The sequence below is a fragment of the Alteribacter keqinensis genome (genome assembly GCF_003710255.1).
Classification (GTDB): Bacteria; Bacillota; Bacilli; order Bacillales; family Salisediminibacteriaceae; genus Alteribacter; species Alteribacter keqinensis.
This window is the reverse complement of sequence record NZ_RHIB01000003.1, coordinates 290,410-316,596: the sequence shown is the minus strand read 5'-3', so window position 1 is coordinate 316,596 and position 26,187 is coordinate 290,410. Positions and strand designations below refer to the sequence as shown.

The following is a 26,187-nucleotide window of genomic DNA, read 5'->3' as shown; positions in this document are numbered from 1 at the left end:
CGATCATTTACAATTAGCCTCCATTATACCCCATATCCGGCCCCCGAACCAAGCCCAAAGACTCAGTCACACGATCCAGTTCCTCCCACCGGATAAACCGCGAACCCCGCCAGACCTCACTGCCATTATGGAAAAAAACAAGCGTCGGCGCTGCGAACACGGTCCACTGCCCGGCGGCCTCAGGCACATCTTCCATCTGCAGGCTCCTGATCCTCACACGGCGGTTCTTTTCGTGCCACTCAAGAAGCTGCACCTCCACCGCGTCGCACACAGAACAGCGCCGCGATTTGACCAGCACCAACACCGGATCCCCGTCTCTCACAACACCCTCCGCCTCTTCAAACGACGTCATTTTCTCCATCATCATCACCTTCTCCATTCCTCATTCAGTTTCCGGATCCCGGCCTTGCAAACCCCGTAGGAAAGCCAGCTGCAACCCTTACAAATCTGGTCCAGATCCTCCGGCTCAAGGGTCCTCGCCGTCCACTCCACGAGCTTGCTCTTCCGGTAAAGCTTCCCGTCCTCCAGCTTAAGATGCGCAATTGCCCGCTCATCCAATCCCTTCACATGGGCATCAGACCCCGCACTTGCCGCACAAAAAGACCCGCCGTTATGAGGACAGGCCGTACACGCATCATCCAGATCCACCACAACCCGGATCGGGAAATCCTTCTCCGGATCACGGATATCCTCCACAATCGTCTCCATCTTTTTCACAAAACCCGGACTGTACCCCATCCCCTGAAACCCGTGCACACACAGAAGATGATGCCCCCTAAGCGTACGAACCGTCATCACAAACACCCCGCAATCAAATGTTAACCACGTATCATATATAGTTAACATTCTAACATTTATGTGAGAAGCCTCTCCATGTTTTTCTATCAGATCACTAACGGTTCACAAAAAGATAATATATTAGAATAAAAGCGAAAAAGGATATCGCCCACTTCAATGCCTGCCCGCTGTCCCCTAATCCTGCAACTCCGGGCCGTTTGTATGGCAGTTCTCAGGCAAAAGGGCTTCTGCCCATTCTCGGCAGAAACCCTTTCTCATAATGGTTATTCTGTAATTCGCCTTCCTTCTAATAATCGATTAATCCAATATTCATCTGTATTCATTTCACGGATGTCAACTTTTCCATCTATAACGGTTGCGAATCTGCCTTCTCCAAGATAAAGGGCAGCGAGCTCCGCAGCGTCTCCTCCATCTTCCCCGGCAAAGAACAGCAGGTCCCCTCTCTCGAGTTCTTCGATATGAATTTTTTCGCCATATTGGCGAAGCATTTCAATTGTTGCAGGTAAGGTCATGCCAGAGCCTTCTTCAAAGAGGTGTTGAATAAATTCTGCAGAGGTCCCTTCATACCCTTCGCCATTGTAATCTTCAGCAAGCTGTGCCTCTATGTTTTTTTCCTGAGGTCTTTCATAAGTCCTGCTCCCTACATACCGCGGTGGCCAATAAGAACTGGTAGTCAGATCTACGATGGCTACGCCAGAGGACTGGGTGGCGACAATGATTTGATTGTTGCCGATATATACAGCAGGGATTAAGCTGGATCCTTCAAAGAACATTAAGTCTCCGCGTTCAATTTCATCTGCAGATATTTCGGTACCTTCCTCCCATTGCTGGTTTCCATAGCGCGGCAAATCGATATTCAGGCCTTTTTTATAGACGTACTGGACGAGACCGCCCGTGTCAAAGCCTTGTTCCGGCGAAGCGCCTCCGAGATTGTATTCTGTACCAAGAAGGTTATAAGCTTCAAATACCGCTCCATTATCATATTGAATGGTTAAATCATCAAAGCGCTTTACTCCCGTAAAATGCGCCTTCCAATACTCATTCATATATGAAATGGTCGTTTCTCCTTCTTCTCCTGTGGCATGGACAATGTGATCATCACCAAGATAAATAGCGGTATGAGAGATTCCTTCCTGCCACGTTCCAGAAAAGTAGAGCACATCTCCGGGCCTGATATGATGATCGAGTTCAATAGAATCTATATCTGTCCCGGCCTCCAGAATGGTTTCTCCAACCTCCCATTGTTTGTAGCTAATCCGTGGCAAATAAACATTTATTGCTTCTCTAAATACGGTTTGAATAAAGAAGGAACAATCAAACGCATCCAGTGTGCTTCCTGTCATTAAATACGGCGTGCCCATATATTTCATCGCTTCTTGTATTATGGGGTTTTCATGATCCGCGTAGGTATCAGGATTGGACTTTTCCAATAATTCGTTTGAATACCGAACAGCGCCTTCATACCGTTCTGCAAAATATGTGTGATGATCTAAATGCCTCTCCAATACTCCGGATGAAGTTGCAATAATAAACTGGCGATCTCCCGTGTAAATGCCGGAAATCAACCCTTCACTGCCTTCAAAAAATACCAAGTCTCCTGGCTGCAGCTCGTCCTGACTGATTTTTTCCCCCGCATCATACAGTCCGGCAGGCCTTTTCGAAAGCCAGCTTCCGGTTACCTCTTTAAATACATAGTGAACGAGTGACCCGGTATTAAATCCGGTCTCAGGATCCTCACCGTCCCGGCTATAAGGACTTCCAATGAGAGCTCTTGCCTGTTCAACAATGTCATTGTCCGAAGGTTCAGGATCAATGTTTTCAGCTGAGTATCTTTTTGCTCCAATGTATATGCCTGACCAATAATCGCTCGTCTCCAGATTTCTTTCGGAAATGCCGTCGCTTGTCACGATTACAAACCGGCCATTATCGATATAAATGCCTGACATTAAAAACGTGCCTTGAAAAAACACCACGTCCCCGGCCTGTAAATTCTCCTTTTCAATACTCTCCCCGAGCAGCCACTGATCCGCTGCATGCCTTGGAAGAGAGATATTCTTTATATTGTCAAAAACATATTGCACAAATTCAGAAGTAATAAAGTCTTCACTGTTTTCGCCGACACTTTCAAGTGCAAATTCCGCAGCCGGGTCATCGACCGTAAAATCTTCCTCTGTATACCGGCTTGCACCCACGTAAATCCCTGACCAATAATCACTCGTCTCCATATTTCTTTCTGAAATGCCTTCGCTTGTCACGATTACAAACCGGCCATTCCCAATATAGATCCCGGACATTAACGACGAGCCCTGGAAAAACACAACGTCACCAGCCTGTAAATCATCTCGGTTCACTTCCGTCCCTGCCTCTATCTGCTCCCTGGCGAAACGAGGGAGGGATATTCCTTTTGTTTGTTCAAATATATACTGGACAAGCTCTGACGTAATAAAACCCTGCTCATTGGGACCGACCATGTCAATAGCTAACGCCGCTGCAGCGTCCTTTTCTTCCTGCGCAAACGCGTCATCATGGAAGAGCCCGAACAGCATCAACAGGACGAAGGGGAAAACCAGATACTTTTTCATCCAACCACTCCTTTTACCGTTTCATAATTTCACAATATACAAATCCATTTTCCCCGTTATTTTACTGTAAAACCAATATAGAGAACGAAAGGGTAAAGTCGCATACGTCCATATCCCATTTTTAATTAAATGATGAAGTGATTCTTCTGTATATCCGTTCTCTTCTGAGACTTTCTTCATTCCAAACATGTTTGGACGTACAAGCCTCATATAATACCTGCCCAGGAAATCAAAACCCATTCTATAGACGATCTTCTCTTGGATAATCATCACCCAGTCATATCTTTCTTCACTAAAGCCAACAACAAATTCACTAAATACAGGATCGTTTAATTTTAATTTAAAGTAGACTTTGTAAGGTTTGTCTTCATCTTGAACGAAATCGTCTTCAACAGTCACTGTATAGAAATCTTCTCTTTTCATCATGATTTCTCCCCTGGACTTATCTGTTTATAAACAAATACAAAACAAACACTCCCATAAGGAATAACACAGTTGAAGCAATCGCTTGGCCATTGATACTACCATGTCTCTTCGCCATTTCAGCCAAAACCATTACAAGTAATGAACTGTCATAACGAACCCTGCTAAAAGGACAAATGGAACGTAATTTGAGATAATTTCATTGCTATAGGATACTTCCCTGCTTGCCAACCAGTAAAAAAACGCCAAGCATGAGACTGCCCATAGAACGGCAATCACCTGTACTTTGTTCCATTTTCTGCGTTCCATTCGTATACCTCATTTCTTCTTGTTCTAGAAATACAAAGAAAATGCGAGGAATTTGGTAAGTGACATAGACGTATATATTTCCCCATTCAAATCGTCTGTTTCAGTCATCTGAATAGACTGAAAGACAGAGATCAAACCTCTGTCTTTCGGCATTTGTGAATATTTATTATTTGTTCTCTGCTAAAGTACACGCTGATGCATAAGGAGACTGTAGTGAAATGTCACACACCGTATCTTTCAAACATAGCCAGACACCCTATAACTTTGACAAATTAATTTAAATTAATCTAAACTTATCTTCCTTGAAAAAAATAGAGGAAAACACCAAACACCACAATCATAGAAACCGTTGTTACGACTGTTTGTTTATTTAATTCTCCTTCCTTCCTGACCACAAATCCCAAAACAAATAACAAAAGGGCAATGCCCGCTGTAATAAGAATCAAGATAACTACCCATGTATGTTGTTGCGCAAAGTTACTCATCACATCATAATACCTAGCTCCAAAATAAGAAGAGCCAATAACTAAGCCTAATAAGTACATGATGCTTAAAATTTGAATGATCGTCCATTTCTTAGTTGTCATGAAGTTTCACCTTCTTATACGTAATACTTTCCTGTATCGTGTTTAAATTTAGGTCCTTGTTCTTTTTCCAATTCCATAATGTCTTTAAATGGGTCCGATTCATTTTGTTTAAGTTGCTTATGAAGGTCTTCTTTCATAGGTGACTTGAATTTATCCTCAAGCCAATTAAGCATCACATTTGGTAATAAAGACTTCGCCTGGGATTGAGAACCAAAAGTGACTTTTGCTACAATTGCTTTTTTTGCTAATCCGACAACCGGATTTGCAACAAATCCAAAGACAGCTCCTACGATAAAGCTATTTATCTCCCAGTTTCCCGTCATTACAAATTCTTTTAATAGCTCAGCTCCACCTACCAGTGTTCCTGATAATGTCATTAAGCCTAGCTTCCCTGCAGTTGAAGCCTTCTTAAATTTATCTAGTAATCCAAAAGTAGCAATAGACATTACACCAGCAAAGTTTGCATCAATTAACATCTCACTTAAAGGAATCAGTGGCTGACCTCCGATGAGCGCTTCAGCTTGTTTGATAAGGGATACAAATAAAGATGTAGCGAAACCCAAGCCATACAGCTGCGCACCTTTAACCATCGCCATCTTCATTCCTTTAAGTAATCCCACATTGCCGATTTTCCCAAACAACGAGCCGAGTACTGGAATTTTCCCGAGTCCCCGGGCAATCCAGCCTCCCACTCCTCTAGCTGCTCCAGCCAATGCAGAACCAATCGATCTGGCTGCTCCGGCGAGCCATCCACCTGAGGCTCTTGCCGCTCCAGCAAGCCATCCTCCAGCGGTTCTCGCAGCTCCTAAGGCTGCGGATCCTAACGTTTTTGCAGTTCCTGCGACCCATGAACCAGCCGCTCTTGCAGATCCTGCAAGCCACGATCCGGCTGCCCGGGAGGCTCCTGCCAACCAAGAACCTCCTCTTGACACCCATCCTGCTATCATTTGTGGACTTTGTCTCAGCCATGCCCAAGAGGACAATGCCGCTTTTTTACCCAGCGTTCCCAGAGCTGCGAGCGCCCCCGTCGCCTGTAAAATACCTCCAAGGATCGCACCACCGGTTGTCCAAAGAAGACCATGCACCCAGTTAAATGCATCGGTACCACCGTAAATGATAAAGTAGCCGATTCCAAAGACTGCAGCACCAATCCCGGCTACTATAGCTACAGGAACTGAGATGATTCCCAGGGCTACCAGCGCTACGATCCCCACACCGACTCCTACGATTGTAAGAACAGTCTTAACCAGGTCCTGTCCCCAGTCCCCCAGCCATTCCCAGGCAGAAGTAGCTTGATCTACAGTCCAGTCCCAGACATCTACAGCCCGATCCCTGGTCCAATCCCAAGCTGTTTCCCCCATATCCGCCATCCAGTCCCAGGAGCCTGAACCAACTTCCCTTAAACCATCCCAGGCGTCCGAGGCAAATTCTCTCGTATCATTCCAAAAATTACTTATTCCATTTAAAATCCGGTCACCCAGACTCGTGTCGTCGGCATTCGGATCTCCTGGGGGAGGAGAACTTGGTCCAGGCATATTTGTATTCGGATTTCCCCCAGGTAAAAATCCTCCACCATTCCCCGGCCCCCATGCATCGTTCCCTGCATCTGTATCAGAAAGTGAGGAATTATCCCGGTCCGGGAATATAACGCCCCGATCATCGCCAGAAGCGAGGGCCGGGTTCCATAAAATTAACAAACTACTCATTGCCATCAGAACGAATACAATCAAAACCTTAGAATAAGACCACTTTTTTAATTCCAACCCAACCACCCGCTTTTTTTAGCTTTTAATACATTTGAAAATGTCCGTTATCTCGCTCAGCACCATTAGTAATTCTGTAAAATGATGGATTATCATCATAAAATAGCAAGATTTTATCAAAAAAAGATAACATTCAAATATGAATAGTACTTCTATAATGACTAAAGTACAACTTGCTCTTTTAGTATCCGTCTGCTAAATGTGGTTTTGGACTGAACAGCTAAAATGAAAATGAGATTAAATAACTTTATAGTCTACCTTAACCATTTGGTGCTCTTTTCATCTCACTTTCACTTTTTTGTCTATTAAAAACTAATCACTTTTTCATGTTTAGCCTTATTTACAAATCTATTAAAGATACTTTTAATTTCTTTTATCCTATCTCTTTTTACTTCTTGGACCAATTGTTCATTATCCAGATTAAATACCCACTCTCCAGTCCTTATTAAATCCTTCAAAGAACTCTTGGTATAGCCGTTTTCAGCCGCTATTTTCCTCATACTCTTATAAATCGGCCTTACTAGCCTAACATAGTACCTACCAAAAAAATCGATACCCAATTTATAAAAAATACGCTCCTGAACAATCATGATCCAATCGTATTCATCTCTGCTAAAATCCGTTGCAAACGTTTTTAATCCAAGGTCTTTTACTTCAAGTCTGAAAATTATTCGATATGGCTTAATATCCTCTTCCACATAGTCTTCTTCAACACTCAATGTATAAAAATCTTCTTTTTTCACTAGCTATCCCATCCCACATATATAATGATATTTTTATCGATTGAAAAACATCCATCCAGCAATAGCTATTTATAATACAAATAAACTGGAAATAAAAACGGAAGCGTTGACCTCTCCAGTTTTTTTTGGAATTCTGCAAAATAAATCATGTAAAGAGCAAATAACATAAATATAGCCATGATACCCCACAAGGTTTTATATTTATACATGATCTCCTCACTTAACTGCGAATCAGACGTCCCTATCCAAAACGTTATTGAACCAGAAAGAATAAGGTACATTATAGCCACTAATTGTACTAAGTTCCATTTTCTTTTTTCCAATTTTAGTTCTCACCATCCTATCTATAATACTTTCTATCTAGATTAGCAGGGGCTTTACCTTCTGTAACATCTATTAACTCTTTTCTTTCTCTATCTATAGTGGGATGATCTTTACTTACTTGATTCCCTCCATATTCCATCCATTTTTTCACAAAAGTTTCCGCCCCCTTTGTAGCAAATTTTTCAGCAATCGAATACTGTGAAAAATTTCTGATTTGCCACAGTATCTTTACTGCCTCATATTCAATCTGTTTTATCTTGTTACTTGAGAGTTTAATAAGAACAGAGAATACAGGGGATATAATTAATCCCACTCCAAATCCAATTATGAAATTGCTTATATCAAAGACCCCTGTTAGAGCATAATTTCTAAATAATTCAATAGATCCACCAGTTACTCCCGATAATCCGAACCATCGAAATTTACTTGATCCTTTTGCAGCAATAATACCTGCTGCATATTTAACACTTATAGCTCCCGCGCTACCAGACAGACTTTGATACTGATTCCTACTGACACCTTCCTACAACAAACTGGAAGCCCGGGATGGATTCGACGTTTGCAGCTGCCTGTGCATACAGGTCATTGTTTGAAAGGTCTTCGCTGCTTACAGTTACATAAGACGGGTTTCTTTTGGCATATACTTGTACCCGCATTTCGTTGTTATAGGGAAAACGAACGATAACATCATCCGGCCCTTCGTTAACTGCCCCGTTCTTTTCAGCAAAATAAGTGGCTGCCTCTTCAATACTTCCCCATCGCTGCTGGACCCCCCGGCACATGATCGCTGTTACGTCTCCATGGTCTCCTTCAAAAAAGTAAAGGATGGCATCTACTACATCAATTTCGGCGGTAGGATCCTTCAGGCGTTCAAGAATGGAGTCCGGAATCTCCCAATCATCGTAAATCTCATCGAGAAGGTCATCTTCATCAATTTCTTCTTCGTCTTCTTCCTCATCTTCATCCCTGGCGTCAAGAAGCTCTTCCAGACGATCGTCCAGCTCATCTCCTATATCATCTGCCAGGTCATCAAATCTGGACAGAATTTCATCAGTGAGCTCTTCTTCATACGCATCACGAATCTGGTTGGCGGCTGCAATAGCCCCGGCATCGGCGCTGGTTTGACTGACCCGCTTATTGGCAAACGTCGTAAACATATCAAAAAAGATAAAACTAAGGAAAATAGCAATCATTAAAACACCGACAATCACAAGTAACGTACTGCCCCGCTCTTCCTTCAAAACCTTTTTCACACGATGCCCTCCTTTTCCCATACTCGCTTTTCCGTCTATTTATCAGTCATCCTCGTCCACTTCATACGGCATCGTTGCCGTAGAGGTGACGTTCTGGTCAAGGTTACGAACGAATGGCATCTGAACCATCGGAACCTTTGTGACGACAGTAACCGTAACCTCCTGGCCGTAAGATGACTCAGAAATAGACCGCCCTGGTGTACCTACGATATCAAGACCGACAGCCGACGACTGAACAGCCTGTACATAATCGCCGTCCACCGATGCCGCCCGGGCACCATCCCGGGCAGCTGCTTCGGTAACGACAATGGCATAAGAGACTAACGCCATCTGCCAGATAAAGAGGAAGGCAAAGATAATCAACGGAAACACAGCTACAAACTCAAGTGTCTGGGATCCTTTTTGGTTTTTTCTCAGTCTTTTAAGATGTTTTCTCATTGGTATTCCTCCTCTTTACCTGTTCAGGCTGTTACTGGCCAATCTGGTTGATGAATTCTGTAAGTCTTGCTCGAATGGCATTACCAAATGTTTGATCGTCGCTGAATGCCATCATAACCCCTGAGATAACAACGATAACGAGAAGGCCAAGCGCTACCCACTCAAGGGACAGAGCTCCACGCTCTTCTTCCAGTGTGTTTTTAAACTCATTTAGCTTCGTATCTGCTTTCACATACAATTTTGTTAACATGTAAATCTCTCCTTTTAAAATTTTTATAGTCTAAAACTTATTGACAACGAAGATCTATCATAAAATGGGACTGCTGCCCATCTATGAACCAAAGAAAATATCAAGCCCGAATGCCCCCGGATTATAAATCAGGTTCAGCACCATCAGTCCAACAACAAGAAGAAGGACAGAAGGAGCTACAAGGAAGGTCGTTACCAGCGTGATCTGCGGACTTGCTTTAGCCGCCTTCTCCTTCGCTTTAAACCCTCTTGTATGCCTTAAATCACTGGCCTGGACGTTAAATGTCTGTGAGATTGGAACCCCGAGCTCTTCCCCCTGTACGAGAGAGGTTACAAGACTCTCCAGCTCCTTTGACGTATTCCGTTCCAAAAGTTGGCCAAATGCCGTCTTTCTCGGGACCCCCAGGCTTGTCTCCCGGGTAAATCTGCTAATCTCTTCACTCAACGGACCATCCATACGTTCGGATACCTGCCTCAATGCCCCATCCAGGGAAGCACCGGCTCGAAGAGAAATACTCACCGTATCCATAAAATCCGGCATGGTGGCACTGATAATTTCCTGTCTTTCTTTAGCTCTCAGGCGAATCCAGATGTTAGGAAAGAGAAAACCTGCAATTGGCATGAGCAGCATGAGAATAAGCCCAAAAGGCATGCCCATCATATTGTAGATCCAGAAAACGAGTAAACTTCCAAACCCGAGGAGGTAGCGCATGCCGTAAAAGCCTTCCAATGTCAGTCTCATCGGGTGACCGGCGTACGTGAGCTGTTTTTCATCTCTTTCTTTATTTACAAACAATGGATATTTAACCGCTGTGGGACCTACATAATGACTGCCTTTTAAGACCGGCTCCCAAAGCTTCTCTTTCAAGGACCGCTTCTTCTTTTTCTTTTGCTTCGACTCGCCTACGTAACGGATGAGCTTCTGTTTTTTTGCCACATACAGCCAGATAAACACAAATGAAATAAGGAGTAAGAGGAGCACAGTGGCATTTAACATCGTTACAACTGACATAAATCCTTCATTCATACGCTACACCCTAATCTTTGTAATCTGACGTATAATCCCTACTGCAACGAGCTGGAATACTATGAATACAGCAAGGAGAATCAATCCCAGCGGGGTAAACAGAGGGTTTAAAAATCCCGGAATAATAAAATTCATCATCAGTGCCATGACCACCGGAAGCGCAGGAAGCATAATTGCAATAGTCCGCGCCTCTGCTGTTAGCGTATTGATCTCTTTGTTTACTCTCTCCCGCTCCTCGAGCGTTCCAGCCATGATTCCGAGAACCTCTGCCAGGTTTCCTCCGACCCTTCGCTGGATCGAAATTGTATTAACGAAGATCTTCAACTCTTCACTGGCAATTTTGTGTGTAAGACCATTCATCACTTCATCAAAGTTTCCACCTAGATTCAGCTCCTGGTTCATTTCCCTAAATTCCAGACCAGCGGGAGCCGGCAGCTCTTTTGCTACAATGTCGATTCCCTGGTGGAGCGTCATTCCGGCTTTAACAGTGTTACTCATCATCCGGCAGATTTCCGGCAGCTGCTTGTTAAATTCATTGGAGCGTTTGTTCTTTTTTGAATTAAGAAAGAGTTTCGATCCACCCCAGACGAGAAAATAAGCAAGTACCACATCAAGGGGAAAGAGGAGCTGCAGCAGAAAATGATGTAAGAACCACAGAACAGCAAAAAGGAGGATACATACCGCCGCATACTCCGACGCTTTCATGGACATATTCGCATGTGCAAGCTTTTCTTGAAGGTTATCCGAAAGCTCCGACTCGTCATATTTATCACCAAACAGGTAGATAAAACTCTTCCGCTTCTGTTCGTCTTCCGCCTCGAACCAGACTCTTGCCCGTTTTTGCGCCCGTTTTGCCTGCTTGCTTTCCCAGTAAAAGTACACTGCTGTAAAAAAGGCAAAAAACGTGGCACTTAAGGAGATCACCGCTGCATTCATGTGAGTTCACCTTCTTTGAAGATGTCCGGTGACAGGTCGATACCGAAGGCCTTTATTTTCTGATAGGCTTTCGGTACGTACCCTGTGGCTTCGAAATGTCCGAGGACGTTACCCTCATCATCCAATCCGACACGTTTATAGCGAAACACATCTTTGATCAGGACTTTCCCGTCTTCTTCAATGATTTCGGATATATTCACAAGCTTTCGCTGTCCATCCGGCAGCCGCTCGCTTTGTACGATCAGGTCAAGGGCTCCCACAAAGTAGCCCCGGATAACATCGACGGTCAAAGGCAGTCCCGACATAATCACCATCGCTTCCAGACGGCCGAGGGCATCCTTTGGCGTATTGGCGTGAACCGTTGTGAGTGACCCTTCGTGACCGGTGTTCATGGCCTGAAGCATGTCCAATGCTTCCGTACCACGTACCTCACCGACGATAATCCGGTCCGGCCTCATCCGGAGGGCGTTTTTCACAAGGTGGCGAATAGCGATCTCCCCGCTTCCTTCCATGTTCGCAGGCCGCGCTTCCAGCCGTACGAGGTTGTCGTAATCAAACCGGAGCTCCGCCATATCCTCGATCGTCACGATTCGTTCTCCTTTAGGGATTGACGCACTTAACACGTTCAGAAGGGTCGTCTTCCCGCTCCCGGTCCCCCCGGATACGAGCATGTTGCATTTTGCTTTTACCAGTGCCCGGAGAAATTCACCCATCGTTTCGTGGAAGGAGCCGAATCCAATCAGCTCGTCCATGGAGAATGGATCTGCTTTAAACTTCCGTATGGATATAACCGGTCCGTCAAGGCTGATCGGCGGAATGGCCGCATTTACCCGGCTTCCGTCTGTAAGCCTGGCATCCACCATTGGAGAACTCTCATCGACCCGGCGCCCGATCGGGGCAATGATGCGGTCAATGATATGGCGGATATGTTCTTTGTCCTTAAAGCGTACCGAGGTCTTTTCAAGCCTTCCGCGCCGCTCAATAAACACGTCTTTCGGGCTGTTCACCATGATCTCCGTAATATCAGGCTGTTCAAGGAGGGCTTCAAGAGGTCCGTACCCCACGCTTTCGTTGATCATCTGCCGGATGATTTCCTGCATCACCTGGGACGGAATGATCACCCTCTCTTCCTCAATCATCTTTGAAACAAGGCGTTCGATCGTCTGCTTCCGCTCATTGGCATCCAGCTTCGTTATCGACTCAAGATCCGCTTCTTTAATCAGGCGGGCTTTATAATGCCGAACCCAGCGGTCCACCTCCTGGTCCTGCACGTTGACCGGCTCTTTTGTAGCTGTTGTATTCACTCTTTGCATCCAGGACATGTGTCTCACCTGCTTTCCACTGAGAATATGCTACTTTATGAAACGACGCTCTTTTCTACAAAGCGCTCCACATCTTTCGTTACTTTCGTTTTCGCTTTTTTTCCGTTGCCTAAAAAGAACGGCATCCCCATATTTAACAATGGCTGAAGTCCGAAATAATCAGACCGGATGACTCCCCCGACAGGCACTTCGATAATTTTTTTCACATCCGCTTCGGTCATTTCGTCCTTTTTATCCGTCCGGTTTAAAATGAGGGAGAGCCCCTGTTTTTTCCCCAGCTGGAAGCGGTCAAACAAGGTGAGTGTGTGCTTCAATACCCTGAGACTCATACTGTCAGGATTCAGCACATAATAGATGTGGGATGCCTCGTTCAGACCCATAAAACTGAGTGCTGACACACCGCTTGGCATGTCCACAATCACGTAGTCGTAATGTTCCTTACATACGCGGATCATCCGGCTGATGAGCTCATCTTCCACTTCTTCCGCCTGTTCCGGGTTCGACGGTCCCAAAATGACATCAATCCCCGTCTGTTCATGGGTAATGGCAACATTCTGAATATGGTGAATCGCAAGTTCGTCAAGGACAGGTTTCAAGTCATAGTACGAGCGGTTATGCTCAAGACCGAAAGTCACATCCAGCCCGCCGAACTGGGCATTTAAATCGATGATGACAACATCCTTCTTATGCTTGCCTTTTAAACATTGGGCAGTCATCGTTGACAGGAGGGTTTTTCCTGATCCGCCTTTTGAGCTGTAAAAACTCAGCACTTTCCCCTGGGCCTGATAAGAATCGGCCGTTGCTGCGGAAAACTCGCCCCGTTCCACCTTTTCCTTCAAGTGATGGACGAGGTCTTTCAGTCGGTCCGATTCCTCTTCTTCCACAATCACGTCATATACCCCGAGCTTCATATACGCTCTTACCGCGTCAAAGTTTCGTTCCTTGGCAACAGCGACCACATACATATTCGGCGGTGTCCAGAGGGAGCTTTGTTCTTTTAAAAACACATCATCTATAAAAGCGACAGCGTAGCCTTGCTGGAGACTCTCGTCTTTCAATTCTTCTTCTTTAACCACCGTGAACGAAGCCTCCGAAAGCGCCCCCTCCAGATTTTCTGTAAGCTCTTTATCAGGTGATATGATTAACGCACGCAATGTGTTCATCATTCGTCATCCTCGTCTTCGTTTTCGTCATCTTCTTCGTCGTCTTCGTCATCCTCTTCTTCGTCTTCAGGCTCTTCCTCAGGCTCTTCTTCCTCTTCTGGTTCCTCCTCCACCTGCTCTTCTTCCACAGGCTCGTCTTCCGGAGCTTCCTCCTGCTCGTCCTCTATACCGGACTGCTGAACCTGGTTGGCAAGAAGGATTCGAATGGAGTCTGCTGTATTCTGATGATGGATAAAGCGCTCCGCGTCAGTCAAAGGCATGGACACTTTAATATCGCTCATGCCTTCGCCGCCTTCTTCACGCTGGACTACAGTGACGTTTTCAAAGAGACGCGTTGTCGTAAACTCCTCATCAGCGTCATAGGTGACGATAATATCGACCGTATCGCCTGACGCTACAGGCTGATCCATGACTACGTTACTCGTCGCATTCATCCAGACGATCCGGTGGTCTTCAGGGATGTCTGCCCCCGCCCGGAGAACGTTACTTGTAAGAAGATCTCCCCGCTGCATATTTACTATGGCAATAGTGCCTTCAATTTCACTTGCGTCCCGGACAAATGAGCCGAGGTTTTCAACCTGGGGAATCTCCACCCATTCGATCATGTCTTCCGTAATTTCCGTATACGTCTGAATATCTGTTGCGGCTACAGCCACCTGTGTCCGTTCCCCGAGGGAATCCTGGGCTGCCCTGATCTGGCTAAGAATCAGAATGCTTGTTACAACCGCAAGGACAAAAGCGATGGTTAAAAAGATGGCGGCCTTTCGTTTCGCGTCTATCATAAAGCGTCAACTCCGTCTTTAAGTGTATGTGAGTACTTTTGCTGGTGCAGTCTGAACAAATTGAATATAAGGAATATTTACCGGCAATGTTTGTTCGGATAATGTAACCTCTTCGCCTTTTCCTTGAAGATCAAGCTCCTGATCCAATCCTTTTCGAATCACAAGCCAGTTCTCCCCCTCTTTTAGAACAGCTTCCACGAGCTTGTCCAAGGGCCCCTTTAAAGCAGTCTTCACGGTCTGACCGTGGACTTTTATGAGAGAATACTCTGTGATCTCTTTTTTCTTATATATAGAGAACCTCTTTTTTTTCTCCAGTAACGGCTTGGCCTTCGGTGTAGTGATCACCCACACAGTGCTGCCACTCTGCCGTTCATCGGTAAAATGACTGAGGTTCTCATAGTCTGTGAGCCCGTCCTTATGTTTAAGGAGTTCTTCAATCAGGAACAGTACCTCTGCGGCTCCTGAAAGGCTGCCCACCGGGACCGGATGTAAAGACGTTTCAGGTAAAAGCCAGTTTCGAACCCGCAGAATCACATCACTTGCCGTGTACTGCTCATCGTAGAAATATACGACCGGCCCGCCTTCCTCTGACACCGACTGGAACCAGGCTACTTCCTCCTGAAGGGAATAAGGAATCGTCTTGACCCCTTTTCTCAAGAATCCGGGCTCCGTTTCCTTTAAATAGTCAGTTAAATGCTGGTCCTTTTTGGAAGAGACCCGCGTGTCCTTGATCACGGCTGCCTCAGGACCATACCGCTCATCTGCCGCTTCCTTTGTAATACCGATACTTTCATCAATTACAAGTTTCATAGGATTGCCCTTCCTTTGTACCTAGTAATATTTCAATAAACCTGGTTCATTTCCATCGACCCGGGCCAAACCTGCATTTCGCCCTTCACCGTCAGAAAATGTGTCCGAATGGTGAATTCTATTTACTATGTTTACCACACGTATACCCAGTTGCCAAATCACGGGTGAAATCGTTTTAGGTCTTTATGACTAATGAATTCTGTAAAAAAAACACACCGGGGAGTATTGCAATCTTATACACTTTTCATTAAACAAGTACTATTGACTCAACCCTCCTTTGGAACTCTAAGTTTTATATGTAAACTTTCCTACTAAGAGTAAAACGCTGTCTTTCAACCACCGCAAAGCTTCATCCCCTCCTCCTCCACCCTTTACTATCATCGCATTTTCCTCTCACGCAGTTCTAACCGACTATTTTTTCGACATTTTACGCACCTGTTAAGTCTATATAACCGGATATAAAAACCTAATTAAAGGTCACTATATTAACATCAGTGGCTATTTACCTTCTTTCATTACCCCACCCAAAAGCTTTACAAACCTTACCATTTTACCTTTTTTCTCCTTTTACCGAAATAACAGTAATATTTATCCATCACCCATCACATATCAAAAGTCCCCCCTTCTTTCTGTCGAAAAGTTCGGGGGACAGACCCCCGAACAATTGTGTAAAAATGCGGAAAAGGGCGGCACGTGCGCTCTTGTCGAACGCTCGTGCCGCCCTTTCTATTTAAATGGTTGATTAGAGCGGATGTGAAACACTCCTGCGGGAAATGCGAGTTCCGGGGAGATACATTAAGCGTAAAGCGCTGAGGAGGCTCCCGAACCGCCCACCGCGGAAAGAGAGTACAGCAACAAAAATCAACACCGTACGTAAAAAGACCCTTCCATAAAAGAAACCCATCACTTTTTACATATCCACATCTTTCTTCCGGGACAATATCCTTACAAAATCGTTTAGAAATGCGTGTTCATCTGCCTCCACCGCGACCCGGTGCACAGGACCCGGCTTCAGCTCCTCCAAACGCCTGAGATCAGGAAACGTCACACCCGCAGTGGATGTGTCAGACGATTCTACAAAAACCCGGTAATCGACAAACTCGTAAAACTCTGGATTTACAAGTACGCTCAATGCCACCACATCATGCAACGGAGTACCCAGTAGCTCATCCACCGTCGCCGCTTCATAAAAATCATAGTAATAATCCACCAGCGCCTCAAAAATCACATACCCGTTATCAAACGCAATCTCCCGGATCACTTTCATAGGTACCAAAAGCTGATCGGTCACATTCAAAGGGACAATCGTGATCATCGACGCCTTCCCGATCACAAGCTTCGCCGCAATCGGATCCTCATAGATATTCGCCTCAGCCAGAGGCGTAATATTGCCCGGCACGAAAAACGCACCGCCCATCACCACATACTCAGAAACAACCCTATGCATCAGCATCGGATAAAATGTACAAAGAGCCGCAAGAGACGTAAGCCGGCCCGTTGTCACGATCACCACTTCATCTCGGTAATTCTTAATAACATCAATCACGTCAAAGAAATTCTCAAACGGCTCCACATCAACTTCCCCCGGCACATTGATCGTCCCAAGCCCGAATTCCCCGTGAATATCCGGCTGTTCCTGCACTTCTTTCCCCGTCAGCGGTCCCTCGGCCCCGGCAAACACCGGCACATTCTCCACATGCAGCAGCTCAAGAAGATACACTACGTTCCGTACCGCATTTTCCCGCGTCGTATTTCCGTAATCAGCCACAATCCCCACAAGCTCAATCTGCGGATGCATCACCGCGTAAAAAATCGCAACCGCATCATCAATCCCCGGATCGCAAAAAAGAAGCACCTTCTTTTTTTCCTGATGCAGTCTCCCCTTCATCACATCTCATCCTGAAGTCTCGGCTCAGACGGATCACACCCGGGCGCTTCCTGCCCACCCGCCTCAGCCACTTTCATCAGATAGTAGCACTCTTCTCTTGCCATATGATCAGCCATCAGAGGTGAAAACGTACTCAACAGCTCATCAGACAGCTCCATTTCCTCAATCTCATGCAAAAACCCTTTGAACAGCTCGATCTTCAGCCGCACATCATCATTAAACCGCCGCAGGGCAGGAAACGAATCCACATTCGCCCGCAGATACCCGCTCAACTCCACAGCCTTCACATAAAAATCCTCAAACCCCTTTACAAACTCATTGCCCTTCTCCTGCATCTGCTTCTCCACCATATCCAAGCTTCCGGATATGCCTGACGCATGCCCCGCCGCATCCAGGAGCCAGACAAGGTGGTGATGCAGCTCATGAAAAACAGGCGGCTTCTCACCCTTAGCCAGATACGACATCACCAGCTGATACTCCTCAAGCTCGTTAACCATATGATTAATAAATGTCGGCGGCAAATGAATGCGAATCTCCCCATTCAACTGCCTTCCAATAATCGAGAGCTTAAAGCTTCGAAACTGGTCCGTCAGCCGCTCCACACCTTTCGTAAATGAACGGAAGTCACCGACCCCGTTCCTCACTTCCTGCAGCAGCCGATCATACTCCGCCCGGTATTCCTTCGTAATCTCCACATCTTCCATCTCACTAACCGGCAGCGAATCCATGAGAAACCGCGCATGATCACCCATTACCTGCAGCCAGAAGCCATGCTCAAACCGTGCTGTCTCATCAAACAAGAAACACATCCCCCTTCCATGAATACTCCACAATCTACCCTATTCATGAAAAGAAAAAGGTATGTGCCCCTACTCAAACCCTTCCAAATACCGCTTCACACTCTCCGACTGCCCCTCATACCCAAACGCCTCCGTAATCCCCCAGTGATCCCCATCCGCCTCATTAATATTCACATCAAGGTCATGAACCACCCTGTGTAAAAAACGCAAAGCCTCCCTGTCTCCACTGACCTCCGCCACTTCGGCAAGCATAAGCGCTGTCCTCACGTCCTCCTTCGCCTTCGAAGCACCGAAACTCTCATATAAATAGTCCAGCTGACCTTTTAGGCGCACCCAGTCAGCATCCCGGGAAAGCATCGTCACATCAATATCCTTCAAACGCCCCCAGCCCGTAAGCTCATTCAGATACTCATGGGCCATCCCCAGCGTCAGCTTTGTGTTTTGTTCCATCCCCGGTTCATAAGCGACAGCCTCAATTTCCCCTGCCTCATCCTCCACCGCTGCACCTTCGCCTTCTTCACTCTCTTCACTCTCTTCACTCTCTTCACTCTCAGGCTGTCCGTGGGAACGCTCCTCACTCTCATCTTCTTCCTCTTCCACAGCCTCTTCTTCAACATCTTTTGTCTGTTCCTTTTCCTCCTCATTCGCAGCGGCATCCCGTTCTTCAGGCGAATAAAACGTCATAACAGCGACGACAATACAAAACACTACAAAACAAATTGCCCACACACCATTCTTTTTCATAAACCCCGCCATATGATTGCACCCTCCCCCGGTTGATTGGTACTACACCATTCAACTTTCCGGCGCGCATCTCCTTCGTAAAAAAATAGGAGAGATTGTCACAATTCATACCCGACAAAAAAAGGCTGCCTGCAACAGATGCAGACAACCTTCACTATAATTCACACCCGGTCCGGAGGAAGCAGCAACGTGCGTCCGCCATTTCCTCTGCCAGGTTCATTTTTTTTACCAGCCACAGCCGCAGCCGTAGCCGTAGGAAGCTCCTCCAACCTGACCGCCGTTGTAGCAAGCACAGCCGATGATCACTAGAAGTACAAAAATGACAAGGATAAAAGAAGCACCATGTGATTTACTCATTCCATTTCCCTCCTTTTCCATAAGCTCCATACAGAATATGTATAAGCTTAATAAGAAGGGCAGGCTGTTATAACGGTTTGTCTGAAAATAGACAAACAACCTTACATGCAAGTTAAGCGGCGAATATCGAATCCCATTAAAATGAAGCATGATGAACCTCGAACGTCCATCGCTTTCCGCGGAGGTACCGGTGAGCCTCCTCACTTCCGCAGGGTGATTTTGAGGCTGAAGCGGTGCCCGCGGAAAGCGTCCGCCTGGAGCTTCTGAAACCCTAATCAGTAAATCAAAACAGGCAGTTAACATAGTCTTCTACAAAAACAGACACCCATTCCAACTCATTCACACCATCGCGCAGGAAGATAGGCATGCGGTCTTTTCTGGCAAACCTAACATTTCTGGTTCAGCGTATTGTGCGTAGTTGAACGGAATAAGCGACACTCCTGCGGAAGTGCGAGACAGGCTCAGCGCGAGTCCGCGGAAAGGGAGCGTATTCCGTTCAACGAAGCTTAGAAAACCGATGACTTAATAGCAGTCCTACAAAAACAAAATAAACAAAAACCCGAGTGCCACAGCCGTTACCGTCGTTACAAGCCCCGGAATCATAAAGCTGTGGTTCAGCACATACTTCCCGATTTTCGTCGTCCCTGTGCGGTCAAAGTTAATCGCCGCAATAATCGGCCCGTAGTTTGGAATAAAGAAATACCCGTTCACCGCCGGGAACATGGCAATTAAGAAGAATGGATTAATGCCAAGACTCAGTCCCAATGGCATCAGCGCTGTCACCGTTGCAGCCTGACTGTTAAGCAGAATCGATAAGACAAACAAGGCAGCCGCAAAAAGCCATGGTGCTGCTGTCACAAGACCCTGCATCGATGACTCAATCGCTTCGCTGTTTCCCTGGAAGAACGTATCTCCCATCCAGGCAATACCAAAGATTGCCACTACTGCCACAATCCCTGCCCGGAACACGCTTCCGGACGCAATTTTTCCCACATCCGCTTTGCAGAACAAAATAATCACTGCCGCTACCGAAAGCATAATGATCTGAATCGCATACGGCATGGACAGCTCTTCAACACCGCCACCCGTTTCCCATGCCGGTCTTAACTCCGGAAAGCTGCCAAGAATCACAATGAATATAGAAGCAAACAGAAACAGCCCGACAGCAAACTTCGCCTGTGCTGTTACTACAATCTTCGCTCGCGCCTCCCGGATTGGCTCGAGCCCTCTTTCCAGCCGGCGTTTGTATTCCGGATCTTCCTCAAGCTCCGCCCCTTTTTTACTCACCACAAAAGCCGCCGTCATAATCCCGAGAAACGTTGCCGGAATTGTGACGCCTAAAATCTGAAGAAGGGTTACATCAAAGGGGGCGAGTAATGCCAGGAGCGCCACCGTTGCAGCCGAAATCGGACTCGCCGTAATCGCCTGCTGGGACGCGATCACCGCCACAGACATGGGGCGCTCCGGCCTTACCTTCGACTCCTGACTCACCTCCGCTATAACGGGCAGAAGCGTATACGCCACATGGCCCGTCCCGGCAAAAAACGTAAACAAATACGTGGTCACCGGGGCCATAAACGTAATCCGTTGTGGATTTTTTCTAAGTATTTTTTCAGCCACAGTCACTAAATAGTCCATTCCCCCGGCCGCCTGCAGGGCTCCGGCAGCTGTGACGACAGCTACGATCATAAGCATTACATCAATGGGTGGTTCTGTCGGCTGCAGGCCAAACCCGAACGTCAGAACCCCAAGGCCCACGCCACCCATTACACCTAATCCGACACCGCCCATTCTTGCCCCGATAAAAATGGCAAGCAGAACGACAGCCAGTTGAATCCAAATCACTGTATCATCACCTTCTCTTCTCGTTGTCCTTTCACCGCAGCAAAGGGTTAAAAGTGGTACCTTCTTTTTTATCATAATAACTTAAAATGCTCAATAATTCACATAAATTTCCACTCATCAGAACCGTTCTTTTATTCGTTTCAAGCCTTCAGTGGTAAACTAAAATAAACCACCAATAGAACGGGGAGGGGATTCCCTTGATCATATTCATTTACAGCAGTACCGTGCTTCTTTTCGTCACCATGATCTGTCTCCAATGGTACTGCGGGATCCGCAAAATGCCTTTTATTACCAGAGAACCAGACCCCGTCAGCACCGATGAGGCACTCGTCAGTGTCATTATAGCGGCCAAGGATGAAGAAACCGAGATCGAATCAACCCTCCGCTCTTTGATGGCCCAGTCGTATACGAACCTTGAAGTAATTGCAGTCAACGACCGCTCAGACGACCGCACCGGCGCCATACTCGATCGGCTTAGGGGGGAGTTTCCCGCTCTTCAGGTTATCCATATCCATGAGCTCCCAACCGGCTGGCTTGGGAAAAACCACGCGCTCTATAAAGGGTACGAACAATCCAGAGGCGACTGGCTTCTTTATGCCGATGCAGATATTCTTTTTTCCGAAAAAGCTGTAGCGGACTCTCTGTATTTTGCCCGTACCAAAAGCCTTGATCACCTGGCTCTTCTCCCGGAAAACAGAGGCGGCACTCTTCCCTACCGGATTTTCTACACGTTCTGGGGTATTATCGGCGTCTGGAACTTCATCGCAGCCGGTCACGCCGGCGTAGGGGCGTTTAACTTAATGAAACGCGATGTTTATAAGCATGCCGGTACACATAAAGCGATCGCCCTCCGCCCCGATGACGACCTTAAGCTCGGAAAAACAATCGTAGACGCCGGATACAAGCAGCAACTCGGCTTCGGCAACGGCATTATTTCCATCCAGTGGTACGAAACGCTTAAGGACATGAGCCTCGGCCTTGAGAAAAACCTGTTTGCCTTTATGCAGTACCGCCTGAGCTTCGTACTCCTTGCCACCGCCGGGGTCCTTTCTTTTCATGTCACACCTTTTATCCTCGTGTTTCATCCGGACGTTATTGTTCAGCTGCTCAGCGCTGCTGTTGTGGTTTTGTATGTGCTCATGTATGTAAAAAACGGCCGGTACTTTTCCCACCCCTGGTGGTATGTATGTACGGTTCCCTTCAGCGCCCTCGTTTTTCTCTACTGCCTGTGGCGGTCTATGATTAAAGCGTACAAAAACGGCGGCGTGGAATGGCGGGGGACAAAGTACAGCCTCAAGGAGCTGAGGCAAAAAAAGTAGGCGCTTATCCCATCCCGCGGGCGAATCATATCTTTTCCCTATTAAAAAACCGCTGCTCACCAGCAGCGGTTTCACTCAGTTTTCATTATATTCCTCACCTGTAATAAACGTGAGATGCTCTTTATACAACCGTATCCGTACAGGGGTTTCATTGTAAACTTCCCCATCCATATCGAGCTCCATCGGGTGGTCCGTCGTGATGGTCAGCTCATTTGCCTCCATAAAATCAAAGGCCTCGTTGTTCATATCCCACTCGTTCAAATCTTTATTCTGAATAAATTCCTTTAAAACAGCCATGCCTGCTTCCCGCAGAACAAACACATTTACATTTCCGTCGTTCATGTTTTCATGAAGGGAAGGAAGCTGATTCGTCCCCAGATAGTTACCGTTTGCCACGAGAATCATGACGGCATGGTCCTGAATTTCCCCCCCGTCGGAAGTTTCCATCGTAAAGGAGAAGGGTTTTGATTCCCGGACCGTTTTGATGGCACTGATAAAGTAACTGAGACGGCCGAATGTTCCTTTCAGATTCGGGTCGATATTTTGGGACGCATCCGTAATAAGGCCAAGTCCCACAAAATTCGTTACCCACCGGTCGTTGACTTTCATAATGTCCACTTTCTCTTTTTTATCTATCAAAATGGTGTTGGCAGCCTGTTTCATATTCTGTGAAATGCCAAGGGACCTGGAAAAATCATTGCACGTTCCTCCAGGGAGAATCGCAATTACCGGAGGATTGGCTAAAGAAGCGAGTCCGTTGATGCATTCATGAACAGTTCCGTCTCCGCCTAAAATACAGACGAGATCCACCTCTTCTCCCCGCTCTCTGCAAATCTCTTCAGCGTGACCTTTTTGTTTCGTCCGTTTTAATGTGAGCTCTTCCACTTTCCCTGCCAGAGCCCCTGCGACGGTCTGAATATGCCTCTCTACTTCTGACTGGCCCGCATTTCCATTATAAATAAGTAAGACTTTGTTATACATTGTTAAACCCCGATTTAGTCAGACGTATCTTTATTTTACCCTGAAACCTCTGTTCCTTAACACACAACGGTACTTCCAACCTATTTATTTCGCTCACCTAAATATATTTAGATAATTTCACATATTTAAAAACAAACGTAAAACTTTCGAAATCCATTAAATATTGTTATAATTTGATAATATTGACCTAGAGAAAAGGAGATGTTTAGTAATGAAAATCATGGCAAAAACGTTTACCGCCGGGATCCTTACTGCGGCTCTCGTCGCATGCGGTTCTACAGATGAGGAAGAGGATACCGCATCAGGCAGCGGCGGTTCGGAAAGTCCTGATACGGAAGAATCAGCCGGGGATGACGAAGGACAAAATGAAAGTGACGAAGAGTCAGGTGAGCAGGAAGAGGCTGCTGCATCTGAAAGCGAAATCACTCTTATTGCAGCCGGAGACGACCAGATCGCCTACGATATAAACGGATCAGAGAGCGTGATTGACGCTGAAGTCCACGAAACGGCTTTCGGCGCAAGACTAAAGCTGCCGGAAGGACTGGAGCTTGAAGACCTTGAAGGCGGAGCACCTACGGCTCAGGTTCTTGTTGATGATGAAGATCATGACCTCTACGGATTGACGATGACTTTGACAGAAACTACAATTCTTGACGCTGAAGGAAACCCGATGGAAAGAGCAATCGACCAGGACCGGGAACTTGACATGGAAAAACGCATGGTCGGTAACCGCGGTCATGTGGAAAACTATGAAGCTTTCTACATGCAGGCCGGGGCCGAATTTGACTTTTACATCCGCTCAGAAGGTGATGCAAGTAAACCTGGCAGCTGGTCAGAAGCCATCCGTGGTACTGACTATGTAAACTATGAATTCTTCAAGATTACCGACACAGGGAAATATACCGTATCTGTTATGTTCCCTGAAGAATCAGCTGACGAAGACTTCGTAGCAAAAGCCACAGCGATAGCGACGACGTTTGAAGCACCTGAAGAAATGGATGAAGAGGAAGAAGAAGAGGCCGAAACCGAAGAAGAAGATCAGGAATAACGATTGCGGGGAGCGCATGGAGGGTAACACTTTCAGGCGTTCTCCTTTTATGATTTAGAGGGCACTGAAAAAGTCCATTTTCTTTTAAACAGGCTCAGAAAAGTCAGGGGTTGATTTCCGCTCATTGCCTTTTTCGCGGGTGGTTCGGGAGTCTCCTCAGCATGCTGCTTCTTCCTCTGCCAGCCAGGCTCCGAAGGATATACGTCGAAGCAACTCGAAGCTTATTCATGAAGCAACGCTCGTGCTTGACCGGGTCTCCCCGTAACTCGCTTTTCCCGCAGGAGTATCGCTTCATTCTCTTCAATCAACACTTTTTAATAACAACAATGATTTTTAGTACATCAAAAAATAATTAAAACTCACATTATGTTGCAATCAAAGCCCTAAAATGGTGACATTATTATCGGGCTTTGACTTTTTCAGTGGCCTCTGCTTTAAGGCAGGAGATTATAAATTTTAGTCGAAACCTATGGAGCACAGGTTTTGGATTCGTTGTTTCCGGAAAAAATAATAGGATAGTGATCGGAGGTGATGGTTGAATGACAAAAGAACAAGCCTGGGTTTTTGTACGGGCAGTGATTACAGCTCTCGTTTTAGTTGGCGCATTGTGGCTCACCGGCCGTTTCTTATCCCTTACATACCCGTTTTTAATCGCCGCTCTTCTTGTGTGGCCCCTGCTTCCTTTAATCCGGCTGCTCAGAGAACGGCTCCGTTTTCCAAACGGACTCGCTGTACTCACCGCTTTACTGGTTGGACTCACAACCATCGCCGGTGTGTTTACGGGTCTCGTATTTCTCACCATTTTCGGTGTTCAGCAGTTTACAAAACATGCTCCACAGTGGTTTGAAACAGCAGCTGTTCATATGCAGGAATTTTTTAACGAAACCATTCTCCCGATCTGGGAGCAGGTTATCGGCATTATTGCCACCCTTACCCCGGAGCAGCAACAGGCTTTTCGTGAAAGCATTACAGGTCTCGGCACGCAGGCAGGCGAGCTTCTCGGCCAGTTCGGACAGGCACTCGCAGACGGCCTCCGCCAGCTCCTGATCGCTGTGCCGTCATCAATTATCATCATTCTTTTCATTCTTTTATCGGTTTACTTTATCGGTAAGGACTGGAGAAAAATGCGGGCATACATATACGATGTGTTTTCCGCACCTGTCTTAAAGAAAACAAAGCTGTTCGGCCGGGCATTCAGAGTCCGCGTCTTCGGCTTTATCCGTGCCCAGCTCATCCTCATGGCTCTGACCAGTGTCATCGTCCTTGTGGGACTCAGCATCATCCGGGTGGAACAGGCTGTTACACTGGCCATTGTAGTGGGGATTGCTGAGATTCTCCCGTATCTGGGGTCCGGGACCATTTTAATCCCCTGGGCCATCTACCTGTTCATTACAGGAGACATTACCCTCGGAATCGGAGTTGCCATCGTCTACGGGGTTACCCTTGTGGCAAGGCAGTCCCTGGAGCCGAAAATCCTGTCATCGAGTATGAATCTTCACCCTCTGGCAGTCCTCATCTCCCTCTTTGCAGGTCTTCAGGTGTTCGGGGCGTTCGGACTTTTTCTTGGACCGTTGTTCCTTGTGATCATCGTGATTTTAAAAGACATTGGAGTCATCGAAGACATCAAACAGTTTGTAAAGCACGGCTTTAAAGAAGAAAAACAATGACTCAGACGGGATCACTTCCCTTCTGAGTC

27 protein-coding genes are annotated in these 26,187 nt (G+C 46.4%); 3 read left to right on the top strand and 24 right to left on the bottom strand.

Annotated features, from left to right (window positions below; all coding sequences use genetic code 11):
• Positions 1-13: 13 nt before the first annotated feature.
• The 23 genes from EBO34_RS16735 to EBO34_RS16625 all read right to left on the bottom strand — a co-directional run bounded on the left by EBO34_RS16735 (position 14) and on the right by EBO34_RS16625 (position 21,143).
• Entirely contained in the window at positions 14-361 is a 348-nt protein-coding gene (locus EBO34_RS16735) for a thioredoxin family protein (RefSeq protein WP_183163923.1), read from the bottom strand.
• Between the two features lie 5 nt (positions 362-366).
• Complete coding sequence (locus EBO34_RS16730) at positions 367-795, bottom strand: DUF1284 domain-containing protein (protein ID WP_122900705.1); 429 nt, start codon at positions 793-795, stop codon at positions 367-369.
• Between the two features lie 266 nt (positions 796-1,061).
• Positions 1,062-3,380 (bottom strand): NlpC/P60 family protein, encoded by a 2,319-nt coding sequence (locus EBO34_RS16725; RefSeq protein ID WP_122900703.1) that lies wholly within the window; start codon positions 3,378-3,380, stop codon positions 1,062-1,064.
• 21 nt (positions 3,381-3,401) lie between these two features.
• A complete protein-coding gene (locus EBO34_RS16720; protein ID WP_122900701.1) occupies positions 3,402-3,806 on the bottom strand; it encodes a hypothetical protein in 405 nt (134 codons plus the stop codon).
• 129 nt (positions 3,807-3,935) lie between these two features.
• On the bottom strand, positions 3,936-4,112 hold the full coding sequence (locus EBO34_RS20765; RefSeq protein WP_183163922.1) for a hypothetical protein: 177 nt from the start codon (positions 4,110-4,112) through the stop codon (positions 3,936-3,938).
• 293 nt (positions 4,113-4,405) lie between these two features.
• On the bottom strand, positions 4,406-4,699 hold the full coding sequence (locus EBO34_RS16715; RefSeq protein WP_122900699.1) for a hypothetical protein: 294 nt from the start codon (positions 4,697-4,699) through the stop codon (positions 4,406-4,408).
• Between the two features lie 14 nt (positions 4,700-4,713).
• Entirely contained in the window at positions 4,714-6,462 is a 1,749-nt protein-coding gene (locus tag EBO34_RS16710) for a hypothetical protein (RefSeq protein WP_122900697.1), read from the bottom strand.
• A 305-nt stretch (positions 6,463-6,767) separates the two neighbouring features.
• Positions 6,768-7,205 carry a hypothetical protein gene (locus EBO34_RS16705; RefSeq protein ID WP_122900695.1) on the bottom strand — a complete coding sequence of 146 codons (438 nt, stop codon included), beginning with the start codon at positions 7,203-7,205 and terminating at the stop codon, positions 6,768-6,770.
• Positions 7,206-7,545: 340 nt separating this feature from the next.
• The gene (locus tag EBO34_RS21115; protein ID WP_283234597.1) at positions 7,546-7,680 is read right to left on the bottom strand and encodes a hypothetical protein; all 135 of its coding nucleotides are present in this window, start codon (positions 7,678-7,680) and stop codon (positions 7,546-7,548) included.
• Between the two features lie 358 nt (positions 7,681-8,038).
• Positions 8,039-8,782, bottom strand: coding sequence for a pilus assembly protein TadG-related protein (locus tag EBO34_RS16690; RefSeq protein ID WP_122900689.1), 744 nt, complete (start codon positions 8,780-8,782; stop codon positions 8,039-8,041).
• Between the two features lie 42 nt (positions 8,783-8,824).
• The gene (locus EBO34_RS16685) at positions 8,825-9,220 is read right to left on the bottom strand and encodes a TadE/TadG family type IV pilus assembly protein (protein WP_122900687.1); all 396 of its coding nucleotides are present in this window, start codon (positions 9,218-9,220) and stop codon (positions 8,825-8,827) included.
• Between the two features lie 31 nt (positions 9,221-9,251).
• The gene (locus EBO34_RS16680; protein WP_122900685.1) at positions 9,252-9,470 is read right to left on the bottom strand and encodes a hypothetical protein; all 219 of its coding nucleotides are present in this window, start codon (positions 9,468-9,470) and stop codon (positions 9,252-9,254) included.
• A gap of 81 nt (positions 9,471-9,551) precedes the next feature.
• The gene (locus tag EBO34_RS16675; RefSeq protein WP_122900683.1) at positions 9,552-10,496 is read right to left on the bottom strand and encodes a type II secretion system F family protein; all 945 of its coding nucleotides are present in this window, start codon (positions 10,494-10,496) and stop codon (positions 9,552-9,554) included.
• Positions 10,497-10,499: 3 nt separating this feature from the next.
• Complete coding sequence (locus tag EBO34_RS16670) at positions 10,500-11,432, bottom strand: type II secretion system F family protein (protein ID WP_122900681.1); 933 nt, start codon at positions 11,430-11,432, stop codon at positions 10,500-10,502.
• Complete coding sequence (locus tag EBO34_RS16665; protein WP_122900679.1) at positions 11,429-12,754, bottom strand: TadA family conjugal transfer-associated ATPase; 1,326 nt, start codon at positions 12,752-12,754, stop codon at positions 11,429-11,431. The genes EBO34_RS16670 and EBO34_RS16665 overlap by 4 nt, the downstream gene beginning before the upstream one ends.
• A 35-nt stretch (positions 12,755-12,789) precedes the next feature.
• On the bottom strand, positions 12,790-13,920 hold the full coding sequence (locus EBO34_RS16660) for a CpaE/TadZ family protein (protein ID WP_122900677.1): 1,131 nt from the start codon (positions 13,918-13,920) through the stop codon (positions 12,790-12,792).
• Complete coding sequence (locus EBO34_RS16655) at positions 13,917-14,699, bottom strand: SAF domain-containing protein (RefSeq protein ID WP_122900675.1); 783 nt, start codon at positions 14,697-14,699, stop codon at positions 13,917-13,919. Before EBO34_RS16655 ends, EBO34_RS16660 begins: the two co-directional genes overlap by 4 nt.
• An 18-nt stretch (positions 14,700-14,717) precedes the next feature.
• Positions 14,718-15,509 (bottom strand): hypothetical protein, encoded by a 792-nt coding sequence (locus EBO34_RS16650; RefSeq protein ID WP_122900673.1) that lies wholly within the window; start codon positions 15,507-15,509, stop codon positions 14,718-14,720.
• A gap of 910 nt (positions 15,510-16,419) precedes the next feature.
• The gene (locus EBO34_RS16645) at positions 16,420-17,397 is read right to left on the bottom strand and encodes a nucleoside hydrolase (RefSeq protein WP_122900671.1); all 978 of its coding nucleotides are present in this window, start codon (positions 17,395-17,397) and stop codon (positions 16,420-16,422) included.
• Positions 17,397-18,206, bottom strand: a complete 810-nt coding sequence (locus EBO34_RS16640; RefSeq protein WP_122900670.1) for a DUF2935 domain-containing protein — start codon at positions 18,204-18,206, stop codon at positions 17,397-17,399. Before EBO34_RS16640 ends, EBO34_RS16645 begins: the two co-directional genes overlap by 1 nt.
• A gap of 60 nt (positions 18,207-18,266) precedes the next feature.
• Positions 18,267-18,953, bottom strand: coding sequence for a hypothetical protein (locus EBO34_RS16635; RefSeq protein WP_122900668.1), 687 nt, complete (start codon positions 18,951-18,953; stop codon positions 18,267-18,269).
• A gap of 213 nt (positions 18,954-19,166) precedes the next feature.
• A complete protein-coding gene (yjcZ, locus tag EBO34_RS16630) occupies positions 19,167-19,298 on the bottom strand; it encodes a sporulation protein YjcZ (protein WP_122900666.1) in 132 nt (43 codons plus the stop codon).
• A gap of 534 nt (positions 19,299-19,832) precedes the next feature.
• The gene (locus EBO34_RS16625; RefSeq protein WP_122900664.1) at positions 19,833-21,143 is read right to left on the bottom strand and encodes an anaerobic C4-dicarboxylate transporter family protein; all 1,311 of its coding nucleotides are present in this window, start codon (positions 21,141-21,143) and stop codon (positions 19,833-19,835) included.
• A gap of 197 nt (positions 21,144-21,340) precedes the next feature.
• Between EBO34_RS16625 and EBO34_RS16620 the strand changes: the two genes are divergently transcribed.
• Positions 21,341-22,462 (top strand): glycosyltransferase family 2 protein, encoded by a 1,122-nt coding sequence (locus tag EBO34_RS16620; protein WP_122900662.1) that lies wholly within the window; start codon positions 21,341-21,343, stop codon positions 22,460-22,462.
• A gap of 75 nt (positions 22,463-22,537) precedes the next feature.
• Here the strand turns inward: EBO34_RS16620 and EBO34_RS16615 are convergent, their stop codons facing one another.
• The gene (locus EBO34_RS16615; protein WP_122900660.1) at positions 22,538-23,443 is read right to left on the bottom strand and encodes a diacylglycerol/lipid kinase family protein; all 906 of its coding nucleotides are present in this window, start codon (positions 23,441-23,443) and stop codon (positions 22,538-22,540) included.
• A 211-nt stretch (positions 23,444-23,654) separates the two neighbouring features.
• On the opposite strand from EBO34_RS16615, the gene EBO34_RS16610 reads away from it, so the two are divergent.
• Both EBO34_RS16610 and ytvI read left to right on the top strand, forming a co-directional pair.
• Complete coding sequence (locus tag EBO34_RS16610) at positions 23,655-24,491, top strand: hypothetical protein (protein ID WP_122900658.1); 837 nt, start codon at positions 23,655-23,657, stop codon at positions 24,489-24,491.
• 539 nt (positions 24,492-25,030) lie between these two features.
• The gene (gene ytvI, locus EBO34_RS16605; protein ID WP_122900656.1) at positions 25,031-26,158 is read left to right on the top strand and encodes a sporulation integral membrane protein YtvI; all 1,128 of its coding nucleotides are present in this window, start codon (positions 25,031-25,033) and stop codon (positions 26,156-26,158) included.
• Positions 26,159-26,187: the final 29 nt, after the last annotated feature.

Bases quoted from the DNA above. Each gene is read 5' to 3' on its own strand.
- EBO34_RS16735 (WP_183163923.1), bottom strand. From the start codon at position 361: ATGGAGAAAATGACGTCGTTTGAAGAGGCGGAGGGTGTTGTGAGAGAC.
- EBO34_RS16730 (WP_122900705.1), bottom strand. From the start codon at position 795: ATGACGGTTCGTACGCTTAGGGGGCATCATCTTCTGTGTGTGCACGGG.
- EBO34_RS16725 (WP_122900703.1), bottom strand. From the start codon at position 3,380: ATGAAAAAGTATCTGGTTTTCCCCTTCGTCCTGTTGATGCTGTTCGGG.
- EBO34_RS16720 (WP_122900701.1), bottom strand. From the start codon at position 3,806: ATGATGAAAAGAGAAGATTTCTATACAGTGACTGTTGAAGACGATTTC.
- EBO34_RS20765 (WP_183163922.1), bottom strand. From the start codon at position 4,112: ATGGAACGCAGAAAATGGAACAAAGTACAGGTGATTGCCGTTCTATGG.
- EBO34_RS16715 (WP_122900699.1), bottom strand. From the start codon at position 4,699: ATGACAACTAAGAAATGGACGATCATTCAAATTTTAAGCATCATGTAC.
- EBO34_RS16685 (WP_122900687.1), bottom strand. From the start codon at position 9,220: ATGAGAAAACATCTTAAAAGACTGAGAAAAAACCAAAAAGGATCCCAG.
- EBO34_RS16680 (WP_122900685.1), bottom strand. From the start codon at position 9,470: ATGTTAACAAAATTGTATGTGAAAGCAGATACGAAGCTAAATGAGTTT.
- EBO34_RS16675 (WP_122900683.1), bottom strand. From the start codon at position 10,496: ATGAATGAAGGATTTATGTCAGTTGTAACGATGTTAAATGCCACTGTG.
- EBO34_RS16670 (WP_122900681.1), bottom strand. From the start codon at position 11,432: ATGAATGCAGCGGTGATCTCCTTAAGTGCCACGTTTTTTGCCTTTTTT.
- EBO34_RS16665 (WP_122900679.1), bottom strand. From the start codon at position 12,754: ATGTCCTGGATGCAAAGAGTGAATACAACAGCTACAAAAGAGCCGGTC.
- EBO34_RS16660 (WP_122900677.1), bottom strand. From the start codon at position 13,920: ATGATGAACACATTGCGTGCGTTAATCATATCACCTGATAAAGAGCTT.
- EBO34_RS16655 (WP_122900675.1), bottom strand. From the start codon at position 14,699: ATGATAGACGCGAAACGAAAGGCCGCCATCTTTTTAACCATCGCTTTT.
- EBO34_RS16650 (WP_122900673.1), bottom strand. From the start codon at position 15,509: ATGAAACTTGTAATTGATGAAAGTATCGGTATTACAAAGGAAGCGGCA.
- EBO34_RS16645 (WP_122900671.1), bottom strand. From the start codon at position 17,397: ATGAAGGGGAGACTGCATCAGGAAAAAAAGAAGGTGCTTCTTTTTTGC.
- EBO34_RS16640 (WP_122900670.1), bottom strand. From the start codon at position 18,206: ATGTGTTTCTTGTTTGATGAGACAGCACGGTTTGAGCATGGCTTCTGG.
- EBO34_RS16635 (WP_122900668.1), bottom strand. From the start codon at position 18,953: ATGGCGGGGTTTATGAAAAAGAATGGTGTGTGGGCAATTTGTTTTGTA.
- yjcZ (WP_122900666.1), bottom strand. From the start codon at position 19,298: ATGAGTAAATCACATGGTGCTTCTTTTATCCTTGTCATTTTTGTACTT.
- EBO34_RS16615 (WP_122900660.1), bottom strand. From the start codon at position 23,443: ATGTATAACAAAGTCTTACTTATTTATAATGGAAATGCGGGCCAGTCA.
- EBO34_RS16610 (WP_122900658.1), top strand. From the start codon at position 23,655: ATGAAAATCATGGCAAAAACGTTTACCGCCGGGATCCTTACTGCGGCT.
- ytvI (WP_122900656.1), top strand. From the start codon at position 25,031: ATGACAAAAGAACAAGCCTGGGTTTTTGTACGGGCAGTGATTACAGCT.